Genomic DNA, 12,952 nt, shown 5'->3' on the forward strand with positions numbered 1-12,952 from the left:
ATATATTAACAATATCATTACTGCACAATTAACATATAAAGAAGGGCAAGCTGGTTTTAGATTTGCTAACAGTAAATTTTATCTCTATGGAAAAAATTTTAATGACAGATTTATGGAACAGTTCTCAGCATTCTCAAAATTTAAGGGAGGGAGATTGGATTTTTCTATGCAGGGAACTTTTAATAATTACTCAGGCGTTTTCTTTATAAACAAGACAACAATAGTTGATTATAAACTCTTAAATAATATTCTTGCTTTTGTCAATACAATTCCTTCTTTAGTAACCTTTTCTTTACCAAACTACAATAAAGATGGACTATATGTAAAAAATGCTTATCTTAATTTTTCATCTAAAAATGGATTGATGAACATTTCTGACTTTTATCTCAATTCAAAAGAGTTAAAAATTGTAGGAAAAGGAACTGCAAATATAGAACAAAATAAAATCAATTTATTGTTAAATTTAAAAACAGACCTTGCAAGTGATGTTTCAAAGATTCCATTAGTAGGATATCTTATATTTGATGGTAAAAGCCTCTCCACTACATTAAAAGTAACAGGAAAGTTCAATAAACCAAAAATACAAACGCAACTTGTAAAAGATATAGCTGTAGCACCTTTAAATATTATAAAACGAACACTTACTCTGCCCTACAAACTAATTAAAAAGGCAGTAAATAATGTAAATGCTATTAGCCATTAAGCGGCTTAGCAGCATAATACCTATTCATTTCTAAGAACAGTAAGTATATCTACCTCACTCGCTTTTTTAGCAGGATAATAAGAAGAAGCAACTACAATTACAAAAGCTCCAATAATAATCATGAAAAAATCCGAAAGGCTTAAATCTAAAGGTAAAGTTGATGTAGGATAGACATCCTTTGGTAAAGAGACTATATCGAAATTACTTAAAATCCAAATACCACTTAAGCCTAAAACAGTTCCTGCAATTATTCCTCCAATACCAATAACAACACCAAGATATAAAAACACCTTTTTTACCTCACTTGTTGTTGCCCCAAGAGATAGAAGTAATGCAATTTCGCCACGCCTATTCATTACGGTCATAAGTAAAGATGAGATTATATTTATGGCTGCAATAAGAATAATAAGCATCAAAACAATGAAAAGAGAAGTTTTTTCCATCTCAAGAGCAGCAAAAAAATTAAGATTATCTTCCCACCAACCTTTTACTGTAGTAGTAATTGGGAGCGCTTTTTGAATTCTTTTTATATCTTCATGTGGATTTTGTGAATATATATGGATTCCATCATACTCATTTCGTGGCATATTTAAAATAAGTTGCAAAGATGCTAATGTAGTGTAAGAGTAAGCCTTATCATAAGCAGACAAACCAGAATCAAATACAGAGCGTACCCGAAATCTTTTTATTTTAGGAGTTATGGAGAGCCCTCCCGGTTCTACATTTGTAAAAATATACATAAGTTTATCGTTGGTATTGAGGTCAAACTCTTCTTTTAGGCTATGTCCAATAAGCACATCAAATTTCTTAAAATGATGCCCATTAATAGCCTTTTTTAGGACAGAATTAACACTCTTTTCATCATCAAAATTTACACCAAAGAGGTACCCACCCTCTAACTTTCTTCCACTCCTTGCCATAACAGACGATTGAACATAAGGACTAAATTTTAGATGTGGAAATTTTGATTCTAAATCTATAAGGAGGTTTTCATTTACTGAACCATAAAATTTAGGAAGTATAGTCAAGGGATAGTTCATAATAGTAAGTTTATGTTTAAACTCTTTATCAAAACCATTCATAAGTGCCATGGCAATAAGAAGTACCATAACACCTAAAGTAATCCCTAAAAATGCGAGGAGCGCAGAGATAAAGATAAAAGGCTGTTCTTTATCAAAGCGTAAAAATCTTTTTACAAGATAAATTACTACTGAGTGCTTCAAGAGGCAAATGCACCTTTTTTTGGACCACTCTTACCACAACATTGCTTATATTTTTTTCCACTGCCGCAAGGACAAGGCTCATTTCTTGCTATTTTTTTCTCTATTACTGGTAAATCATCTTCAGCATCAATATCTACATCATCACGAAGGTTAAAGTGCATTAACGCCTCTTGAGCACGTTTTTCTTCTTCTAGTTGTTGGGCAAGTTTTGCCGCTTCTTCTTCTGCTGTTTCAACTTGAAATTGAATAATATGAAGCGTTCTAATAGTATTAAACTTAATATCGTTAATAAGTTCGCCAAAAAGATTAAAACTCTCTTTTTTATACTCTACTAAAGGATCTTTTTGGTTATATGCACGCAAACGAATACCTGTTTTCATATTATCCATTGCATATAGATGCTCTCTCCATGAATTATCAAGCTCTTTAAGATAGAACTCTTTTTCTATTGCTTGTCGTGTTTCGTCATCTATAACACTCATTTTTTCATCATAAGATGTTTTTAAAATTTCTAAAACTTTTGTAAATAACTCTTCATATTCTAAATCTTTTAAAACATCAAGATCTAAATCGAAATTTGTTTGTTCTTTGAGTAATTCAGCAAGTTTTTCAAGATTAAAATCTTCTGCATCTGAACCTTCATATATATCTGCAAGAGAAAATAGATTTATTAACCACTCTTCTCTAATTTCATTTACTTTCGATGCAATATCGTACTCTTCACTTAAGAGTTGATTTCTAAATTTATATACAATTTTTCTCTGCTCATTTGCAACATCATCATACTCAACAATCTGCTTACGACCTTCATAGTGCATATTTTCAACTTTTTTCTGTGCTTTTTCTACTGCACGGGTCACCATTTTAGACTCTATATATTCACCATCTTCAACACCAAGTCTTTCCATAATAGATTTAATCTTATCAGAACCGAAAATTCTTAAGAGGTTATCTTCTAAAGAGAGATAAAACTGTGTAGTACCAGGATCACCTTGACGACCTGAACGTCCACGGAGTTGATTGTCAATTCGTCTATTTTCATGTCTTTCTGTACCAATAATATAGAGACCACCCAAATCTTTTACTTCTTGATCTACCTTAATATCCACACCACGCCCTGCCATATTTGTTGCAATGGTTACTGCACCTTTAGCACCCGCATGCTTAATAATTTCACCTTCTTGAGCATGATTCTTTGCATTAAGTACAGTATGTGCAATTTTTTTCTCTTTTAAAAGCTCATGTAAAAGTTCAGATTTCTCAATTGAAGCCGTACCAATAAGTACTGGTTGTCCAGTTTTAGCAAGTTTCTTTATTGTCTCAATCGCTGCACCGAATTTTTCTTCTTCTGTTTTATAAATAAGATCATTCAAATCTGCTCTTAAAATTGGAATATTTGTAGGAATGGAGACAACATCAAGTGAATAAATCTCTGCAAATTCCGTCGCTTCAGTCTCTGCAGTACCAGTCATACCTGCTAACTTTTCATACATTCTAAAGTAGTTTTGAAATGTAATGTCTGCAAGTGTTTGTGTCTCTTCTTTTATTTCAACTGCCTCTTTTGCTTCAAGTGCTTGATGCAATCCTTCTGAAAATCTTCGTCCTTCGCTTAAACGACCTGTAAATTCATCAACAATAACAACTTCACCATCATTTACAACATAATCTACATCTTTTTCAAAAAGGTGATTTGCTTTAAGGGCTTGATCTAGCATATGTGGAAGTGATGCATTTTCAGGAGAGTATAAATTTTCAACACCGAAAAGTTCTTCAGCTTTTGTAATCCCATCTTCTGTTATTAGAATTATTTTATCTTTTTCATCTACTGTAAAATGTGTCTCTTTTTCAAGTTGTACAGCAATAGAATTTGCACGGATATAATCTTGCATATTTTGATTTGTTGGACCAGAAATAATAAGCGGCGTTCTTGCTTCATCAATTAAAATGGAATCGACTTCATCAACAATTACGAAATTATGTCCGCGTTGTACCATTTGATCACGAGAATAACTCATATTGTCTCTTAAAAAATCAAATCCAAACTCATTATTTGTACCATAAGTAATATCAGCTTCGTAAGCCTCTCTTTTTTGAGCAGGGTCATTCATATCTTCTAAAATTGTTCCAACACTATAGCCTAGAAAATTATAGAGTGGCGCCATCTCATTTGCATCACGCGAAGCAAGATAATCATTTACCGTAACTAAATGAACACCTTTGTTTGTCATTGCATTTAATGTAATAGCCAAAGTTGCTACAAGTGTTTTACCCTCACCTGTTTTCATCTCAGCTATACGCCCTTCGTGAAGAACCATACCACCTATAAGCTGTACATCAAAATGACGCATACCCAATACACGATGTGATGATTCCCTTGTTATTGCAAAAGAATCAAAGAGTACATCATCAAGTGTTTTTTCTTCATTTAACACACTCTCCTTTAAAGCTTCAAACGCAGCTTGAAGCTCTTCATCACTAAGCGCTTTATATTTCTCTTCTAGCGCATTTATCCTATTAACTTTTTTTACATATTTTTTTAATTCTCGGTCATTTGCAGTACCAAATACCTTACCCATGAATGCTTGTAGCATTTGCAACCTTATTGTCATACTATATAATTTACTATATAGTAGTTATTTAAATTGCTTTATTTTATCACATTAAACATAATAAAAAGTATAAATAGATAATTTGCTATAATTTCTTACAAATCCAGAGGAAAGAAAAAAGATGAAGAAGTTACTATTTTTAGCACTTGTTGCAGTTACAGCTCAAGCAAGCATTAAAAACATTCAATATTTTGAAGCTAATTTTACTCAGAATATAGTAGATGACCATAATAAAACCATTACATATAAAGGGCATATTAAAGCAGCAAAACCACAATATGCTCTATGGCAATACAAATCACCAGTAGATAAAGAGGTTTATATACTTCCTCATAAAATTGTTATAGTAGAACCAGAATTAGAACAGGCTATTATTAAAAGGATAGGCGATAATTTTGATTTTTTTTCTTTAATAAAAAATGCAAAAAAGATGGACGATACACATTATCTTACAAATTTTAAAGGAAAAAATTATTTAATCACAATAAGTAATGGTATTTTAGTCTCTATATCATACAAGGATGAGCTTGATAATAAAATTACTATAAACTTTACAAATACAAGAACAGATAAGAAAATAGAAGAAAAAAGCTTTATACCACAAATCCCAGAAGATTACGATTTGATAAAAGAGTAGATGAGAAACAGAAAAATCTGTTTCTCGTTAAGATTACAAACTAGTTAAGTTTATAATCTTGAATAAGGTTAAAGTTAAGATATTTATATATATCATCTTCTTTACCTTGAATTTTTTGAGTCAACGCAATATACTCTTCTTTTGTTGGAATTCTACCAAGAAGAGAACATACCGCTGCAAGTTCTGCTGAACCTAAGTACACTTGAGCACCTTTACCTAAACGATTGTCAAAGTTACGAGTTGATGTTGAAAACACAATAGCATTGTCAGCAACACGCGCTTGATTACCCATACATAAAGAACATCCAGGAATCTCAGTTCTAGCGCCAGCTGCACCAAATAGAGAGTAGTATCCCTCATCTGTTAGCTGTTTTGCATCCATTTTTGTTGGAGGACATACCCATAGGCGTGTTGGTACAGCACCCTCACCTTTTAGAACTTCACCAAGTGCACGATAATGACCAATGTTTGTCATACAAGAACCAACAAATACTTCATCAATCTTTGTCGGTCTATTAGACGCTAAAACTTCTGAAAGGGTTGCAACATCATCTGGATCATTAGGACACGCTAAAATTGGTTCTGTAATCTCATTTAAGTCAATCTCAATAACCGCTGCATATTCAGCATTTTCATCTGCAGTCATTAATGTTGGGTTTGCTAACCACTCTTCCATTTTAGCAATACGACGACGAAGCGTTCTATGGTCTTCATAACCAGCATCAATCATCTGCTCTAAAAGTACAACATTTGATTTTAAATATTCAATTACAGGTTCTTTGTTAAGTTGTACTGTACATGCTGCAGCCGAACGCTCAGCAGAAGCATCTGAAAGTTCAAATGCCTGCTCAGCTTTTAAATCAGGAAGCCCTTGAATCTCTAAAATACGACCAGCAAAAATATTTTTCTTACCTTTTTTCTCAACAGTTAAAAGTCCCTCTTTTATTGCTTGATGAGGAATAGCATTTACAAGATCACGAAGTGTAATACCCGCTTGCATTTCACCTTTAAATTTTACAAGAACAGATTCTGGCATTGTAAGTGGCATAGAACCCGTAACTGCTGCAAACGCAACGATTCCAGATCCACCAGGAAAAGAGATACCAATAGGAAAACGAGTGTGACTATCTGCACCAGTACCAACAGTATCTGGAAGAACCATTCTATTTAACCATGAATGTATAACACCATCACCAGGACGAAGAGCAACACCTGAACGATTTGCTATAAAATCTGGAAGAGTATGGTGCATTGTTACATCTGATGGTTTTGGATATGCTGCTGTATGACAAAATGACTGCATTACTAAATCAGCATTAAATCCAAGCGCTGCAAGCTCTTTAATTTCATCTCTTGTCATAGGACCCGTTGTATCTTGAGAACCAACAGTACTCATCTCAGGTTCTACATACATACCTGGGCGAACACCTTCTAAACCAGAAGCTTTCCCTACCATTTTTTGCGCAAGAGTGTAACCTTTACCATTATCGGCAGGTTGCTCAGCTGTAAGGAAAATATCAGTAGCATCAAATCCTAAAACACCACGAGCTTTTGAAGTAAGACCACGACCAATAATTAAAGGAATACGCCCACCAGCACGAACTTCATCAGTAATTGTATTTGGACGAAGAGTAAAAGTTGCAATACACTCACCATTTTTATGTGCTTCACCTTTATATGGGAAGATGTCAATTACATCACCGGTTTCCATTTGTGTTACATCAAGTTCTAAAGGAAGTGCACCTGAATCTTCAGCAGTTGCAAAAAATATAGGAGCAATAGTCCCACCTAGAATAACACCGCCAGTACGCTTGTTTGGAACACCTGGAATGTCTTCACCCATATGCCACTGCACAGAGTTAATACCTGATTTTCTTGATGAACCAGTTCCAACAACATCACCAACATAAGCAACTGGATATCCAAGCTCTTTTAATTTATTTATAGTGCCTATTGGATCTTCCATTTTAGCTGCCAGCATAGAGTTTGCATGTAAAGGAATATCTGAACGAGTAAAAGCTTCTGATGCAGGAGACAAATCATCTGTATTTGTTTCGCCAGCAACTTTAAATACTGCTACAGTAATTTTCTCAGCTAATGCAGGCTTTGAAGTGAACCATTCAGCTTCCGCCCAAGATGCCAAAACTTGACTTGCTGCGTTTAGACCTTGTTTATGTAACTCTTCAACATCATTAAATGCATCATAAACAAGAAGAGTATGTGAAAGCGCATCAACTGCTGCTTCAACAACTTTTATATTTTTTGAAGATAAACAGTTTACTAATGGTTTTACATTGTAACCACCAAGCATCATTCCCAGCATTTGAACTGCTTCTTCTGGTGCAATAGATGCTACATGATGCTCCTCAGATGCAACTTCATTTAAAAATGCTGCTTTTACATACGCGGCATCATCAACACCAGGAGAGACACGGTTGCGTAAAAGTTCAAGCATTTCTGCTGTGTTTTCACCTACTTTGATTGCCTCAATTACATCTACAGTTTGTGCAGCAGTAAGCGGTAAAGGTGGAACACCTAAAGCTTCTCTTTGCGCTACATCTGCTTTATACTCTTCAATAAATCCCATAATAATTCCTATGTTAAGTTTAATATTGAGTATTATATCTTAAAGAATTGTGACTTATACAACAGTGTTACACTATGGAACAGTATAATTTTATTTTACTTAGAATATGTGAGAAAATGTAACACCTTTAAAGTTTTCTCTTTTTCAGTTCGGAAACAATTATTGCTCTATCTTCGCCATTGTAGTTTTTCTTAAGCCATAACAGATAAGAATCAGGTACTTCGCTGTAAAGCATACCCTTGTATTTTCCAAAGTTAACTTGTTTAGAAGAGGTTGTTTGAAGTACCTCTTTTTGTGTAACAATAGCGTCTATATTTAAAGAAAATATTAATTTTTTAAACTCTGTCATTGTAATTCTTTTTTGAATAGAAAACGAAAAACTATTAAAATCAAAATATCCATGTCGTACAAGAACAAATTTTTGCAGTTCTTGAATTTGCACAACACTCAGTTGCTCTAAGTTTTTTACAAAGACACTAAAAGAGTTTAGATGCTCTGTAAATATAAGCTCAATTTTTTTCACTAAAGTATCTCTCTTATACCTTTTGCATTTGGAGCAGAGAGTACACCCTCTTGTTCTAACTGTTCAACAACTCTTGCAGAACGGTTGTATCCTATCTGCAATTTTCTTTGTAAGTAAGAGATAGAAGTTTTTTTGTCTGTAAGCACAACACTTTTTGCCTCTTCATACAGTGGATCTAGCTCTTCGTATGATTCATTTGATGATGAAGCACCACCCTCACTCTCTTCAACTAAAAAGCTTTTATCGTAGTTTGCCTCTCTTTGAGACTTAATAAATTCTACAATGTTTTCTATCTCTTCTTCAGTTGCCCATGGAGCGTGCAGACGCACAAGACCAGTTGCACCTGGAGGAGTAAAAAGCATATCTCCACGCCCCAAAAGCGACTCTGCGCCCATCTGATCTAAAATAATTTTAGAATCAATCTTTTGCCCTACTCTATAAGATATTCTTGATGGAAGATTTGCTTTAATGAGACCCGTTACAACATCCACAGATGGGCGCTGTGTAGCAACAATGAGGTGAATACCACATGCACGAGATTTTTGAGCAAGACGCGCAATTGAAATCTCTACATCCTTACCACTTGTCATCATTAAGTCGGCAAGTTCATCTATAATAACAACGATGTAAGGAAAATGCTCACCACCTATTTTTTTGATTTTTTCATTATAGTTTTCAATGTTTTTTGTACGACTTTCTGCCATCAACTCATAGCGACGCTCCATCTCAGCAACCATATTATTAAGAGCTGCAATTGCCTGCTTTGGCTTTGTAATAACAGGAGTAAGCAAATGTGGAATGTCATTGTAAATAGAAAACTCAAGCATCTTAGGATCTATCATAAGTAAACGCAGCTGATCAGGAGAGTTTTTATAAAGAAGTGAGAGTATCATTGCGTTTATACCCACACTTTTACCACTTCCTGTTGTTCCAGCTATAAGCAGATGAGGAAGCTTTTTCAGGTCCGTTACAAAAGGTTTTCCAACAATATCTTTTCCAAGTGCAATAGTAAGTGGTGAAGAGGAGTCTTTAAAGAGTTTGTCATCAAGCAGTTCTCTTAAATAAATAGTATCTACTGTCTCATTTGGTATCTCAATTCCTACAACATTTTTACCGGGAATTGGTGCTTGAATACGAATGGTCTCGGCAGAGAGTGCCATTGCTAAATCATCTTGTAGATTTAGGATTTTACTCACCTTTACATTTGCAGCAGGCTTAAACTCAAATGTAGAGACAACAGGTCCAGCATAAGTTCGTACAACATCTCCATCTATTTTAAAGTGCGCAAGCTTATCTATAAGGTAGCGGATTTTATCATCAAGTTCACTCTCATCAATCGTATGCTTACTCACTTTTGGTTTTTGTAAAAAATCAATAGAAGGGAGTTTAAAGTTTTTAGGTTTTGCTACCTTACCTTTTTCAATATTTGCCAAAAGCTTTGTATTTTCTTCAAGTTCATCGACAATAACAGTCGCTTTTTTCTCTTTAACTTCTGTTGCAATATCAAGAATATTTTTCTTTTTTTCTTCTTTGTTTTCCTCATGGCGGAGATATGCAGGTTTATCTATCTCCTCTTCCAAAACAATTTCAGTATCCATTATTGGCGTTATATTTTGAAGATTTTCTTCTTCTTTATTTTGTGTTTTATTTTCTATTTCAATGGGTTCCTCTTGTTTTACTGCTTCTCTTTTTTTCTTTTTTATCTCTTTTTTAGGAGTCTCTTCTTTTTCAGATGAAAAATCTATTTTCGGAGTTTTATTTTTTACTAAAGAGAGTACAAGGGAGAGGATTTGAGATGAGTTTTTATCTGCTAAAATTATGATAGAAACTGCAGTAATAATAAACCAAAAAACCCATAAACCAAAAACACCGATATAAGGAGATAAAAAATCAACAAAATCAGCCCCAAACTTCCCTCGAAAAGCTCCATGTACCAGAAGAGACTGTGCAAGTAGAAATGAGTACAACAGTAAAAAAGATGCGACAATCAGTTCTGCAACTCTAAAGTCAAAACGAGCATTTTTATACGAAAAGTATAAAGGTAAAAGAAGCATAAAAAGCCAGGCGTAAGCAACATAACCAAAATAGAGTTTATTATAAAGTGCGAAAGTTGCACCATAAGAACCCATTAAGCCGCTATCACCAAAAATTGTAGAAAATCCGAAGTAAATAAGTAAACCAAAAAATATAATGTAGAGCGTATCTTTCAAAGTAGAGAACCTTTCAAATGAATTATAGACTTCTTAGAAGAAGTCTAAATGAAGTATAGCTAAAAAAGTATAGCTATTAATTTAAAGATAATTTACCAAGCTAAGTTTTGAAACTTTTCCCACTGTAGAGAGCATTGCCTGATAATTTAAAGTCAATTGTTGCAGTTTTAAAGAAGCTTCTGCAACATCGGTATCAATAACTGATGAACGAAGTGTCATCGTACTTACTTCTAGAAGTTGTGTTCTCTCTAAGGATGTATTTAGCGTGTTTGATTGTGCACCGACTTTAGAATGCATGCGCGAAACATGGGACTGCAAATCATCCATTTTCTTGATTGCATTTTCTATTCCAATTGTACGATGGTTAGCATTTTTTGCATCTGGATAATTTGTATGGTCTGATACAGAAGCAATCATTTCATCTATTGTTTTAAAAAAGTCTGTTTTTGGATCAGAGATTGTAAGTGCATTATTAGAATTAAATGTCATAACTGATGCATCTTTAGTAAAATTATCACTATTTTTATCATATAAAGCTATACTTGCTTTTGTAATACTAGATGTTTGGTCCGAAAAAGTGATTTTTCCATCATAACTTAACTCTGTCTTTCCATCTACATCTGATTTTTGTATAGCTGTATCATATTCATCAGCAGTATCAGATGTTGGTAAATTATTAGTTACTGCCATATTCACTGTATCCATTAACTGTTGATAAGTCATTTCATCAGCATCTACTGCTTTTCTTCCATTTGGATCCATATCATATATATGATATTTTGTAGTTCCTCCGTCTGGAGTAAAGTAAGACCCATTTTTAGTAGAATCAGCAGAATCATTTTTCTCTAAATGTATTTCATAACTATAATCGTTTCCAGATATATCTTTTCCACTCAAATTTAAAACAGTTCCATCTAGTGTTCCCGCATTTCCTTTTGATAAATCAGCAACTTCTGAAATTTTTGTTGATGGAGATGCAAAGGCATTATCTGCTTTTAAAACCTGAGTTACATTAGAAGAAAGTTTTGAGCCATTTTTAGAAAACTGTGTCCTATCATACACGATACCTTCAATTTTATCTGCTGCTCCTGCTGCTGGCTTTAATCCTGATGTTATAAATTCATGTACAAAAAGATGATTTATATCTCCATCATTATCATCTTTTACCTTATTATAATCACTTTCACCACTATTTAAAGCATCAACATCATCAACATTTGCTTTACCTGTACCATCAAAATCAACAGCCCCCACCATATGAAAATCAAGTTTACTTGAACCATGTTGTTTATCTTGTACAACTATTTCTCCATTAGAATTCAATGTTACATTCACTAAATCTAAATTTCCACTATTTCCATATTCTTTACCTATATCAGCTAACAAATCACTTACTTTAGCAGTATCATTAAGTTCTAATTTCTTTTTAAAAGAAGTTCCATCACTTTTTGTACCCCGTATATAAAAATAATTTTTGTTTACCGTATTTTTATCATTATCAATATCACCCATAAAATCTCGAATACTATTATCTGTCGTAATTACCCCACCGTCAATCAAATTATTATTAACAATATTAGAAGTAATTTCTCTTTTAGTATTATGATCTTCTCCTAAAAAAAGTTCTGAGCCCGTTAAGTTGTATTGCTCTTGATTGTTTGAACCTAAAAAAGCATTCATTGATTTGTCATTACCATGATATATACCATTGTCATCAATAGGCTTAACATTTACAGAAGAGCCTGAAAAAAGATACTGCCCGTTAATAGATGTATTAGCTAAAGATTTAAGGTTCTTTTTTATTCCTTTCAACTCTTGAGCAATAGCATCCTGAGAAATATCATTACTAGCTCCATTGGCAGCTTGGAGTAAGAGTGTTCTCATCCTATTCATAGAGGTTTCAAATTCATTGAGTACAACATCAGATTGATTTGCAACTTTATAACCACTCTCTGCGCTCTTTTTCACTTGTCCTAGTGTCGTCACTTCATTATCAAGACGCATCGTCTGCGTAAAAGTACTAACATCATCTTTTGCATATTGAATTTTTAATCCGGACGCTATTTGTTTATTAACATCGAAAAGTTCATTATTAATTTTTGAATTATTTGTACCGTATAAACTGTGGTAATACATACTTGATGTTACACGCATGATATACCTCCATATAATATATTTACTCTTTTAGCTAAATTATAGCAATAAAAGTTCCACTTACAAGCCAAATCGGCATAAAGTTATTTACTTTTAAGTAAAAAATCACTATTATTTCACCTCAAAGATAAAATGCCAGAGTGATGGAACGGTATACATAGCGGATTCAAAATCCGCCGCCTCACGGCTTAGGGGTTCAAATCCCCTCTCTGGTACCATCTTTTAACAAACACAAATCCTCAAATTGAGAGATTGTCATGCATATAAAAACAATTCTTCTGCTACTATTTATCTCTTCCTTTTTAT

The 12,952-nt window shown here is 33.6% G+C and carries 8 protein-coding genes and 1 tRNA gene; 3 read left to right on the forward strand and 6 right to left on the reverse strand.

Annotation, left to right across the window (positions count from 1 at the left end; genetic code table 11):
- On the forward strand, positions 1 to 703 hold a 703-nt coding region (locus tag MVY38_RS03825; RefSeq protein ID WP_297483749.1), incomplete at its 5' end, for an AsmA-like C-terminal domain-containing protein.
- 20 nt (positions 704 to 723) lie between these two features.
- Here the strand turns inward: MVY38_RS03825 and MVY38_RS03830 are convergent.
- Complete coding sequence (locus MVY38_RS03830; RefSeq protein WP_297483750.1) at positions 724 to 1,926, reverse strand: ABC transporter permease; 1,203 nt, start codon at positions 1,924 to 1,926, stop codon at positions 724 to 726.
- A complete protein-coding gene (gene secA / locus MVY38_RS03835; protein WP_297483752.1) occupies positions 1,923 to 4,517 on the reverse strand; it encodes a preprotein translocase subunit SecA in 2,595 nt (864 codons plus the stop codon). Before secA ends, MVY38_RS03830 begins: the two co-directional genes overlap by 4 nt.
- Positions 4,518 to 4,656: 139 nt before the next feature.
- On the opposite strand from secA, the gene lolA reads away from it, so the two are divergent.
- The gene (lolA, locus tag MVY38_RS03840; RefSeq protein ID WP_297483754.1) at positions 4,657 to 5,172 is read left to right on the forward strand and encodes a LolA-like outer membrane lipoprotein chaperone; all 516 of its coding nucleotides are present in this window, start codon (positions 4,657 to 4,659) and stop codon (positions 5,170 to 5,172) included.
- A gap of 40 nt (positions 5,173 to 5,212) precedes the next feature.
- Here lolA and acnB read toward each other — a convergent pair whose 3' ends face one another.
- From acnB to MVY38_RS03860, 4 genes are all read right to left on the reverse strand, one after another.
- Positions 5,213 to 7,759 carry a bifunctional aconitate hydratase 2/2-methylisocitrate dehydratase gene (gene acnB, locus MVY38_RS03845; RefSeq protein WP_297483756.1) on the reverse strand — a complete coding sequence of 849 codons (2,547 nt, stop codon included), beginning with the start codon at positions 7,757 to 7,759 and terminating at the stop codon, positions 5,213 to 5,215.
- 127 nt (positions 7,760 to 7,886) lie between these two features.
- Positions 7,887 to 8,282: a DUF3820 family protein gene (locus tag MVY38_RS03850; RefSeq protein ID WP_297483758.1), complete on the reverse strand. Its 396-nt coding sequence runs from the start codon at positions 8,280 to 8,282 to the stop codon at positions 7,887 to 7,889.
- A complete protein-coding gene (locus MVY38_RS03855; RefSeq protein ID WP_297483761.1) occupies positions 8,282 to 10,492 on the reverse strand; it encodes a DNA translocase FtsK in 2,211 nt (736 codons plus the stop codon). Before MVY38_RS03855 ends, MVY38_RS03850 begins: the two co-directional genes overlap by 1 nt.
- Before the next feature lie 81 nt (positions 10,493 to 10,573).
- Positions 10,574 to 12,646, reverse strand: a complete 2,073-nt coding sequence (locus tag MVY38_RS03860; protein ID WP_297483763.1) for a flagellar biosynthesis protein FlgL — start codon at positions 12,644 to 12,646, stop codon at positions 10,574 to 10,576.
- A gap of 134 nt (positions 12,647 to 12,780) precedes the next feature.
- On the opposite strand from MVY38_RS03860, the gene MVY38_RS03865 reads away from it, so the two are divergent.
- A tRNA-Leu gene (locus tag MVY38_RS03865) sits at positions 12,781 to 12,864 on the forward strand.
- Positions 12,865 to 12,952: the final 88 nt, after the last annotated feature.

Origin of the sequence: Sulfurimonas sp. (assembly GCF_027056685.1) — a bacterium.
In the GTDB taxonomy this organism is placed as follows: Bacteria; Campylobacterota; Campylobacteria; order Campylobacterales; family Sulfurimonadaceae; genus Sulfurimonas.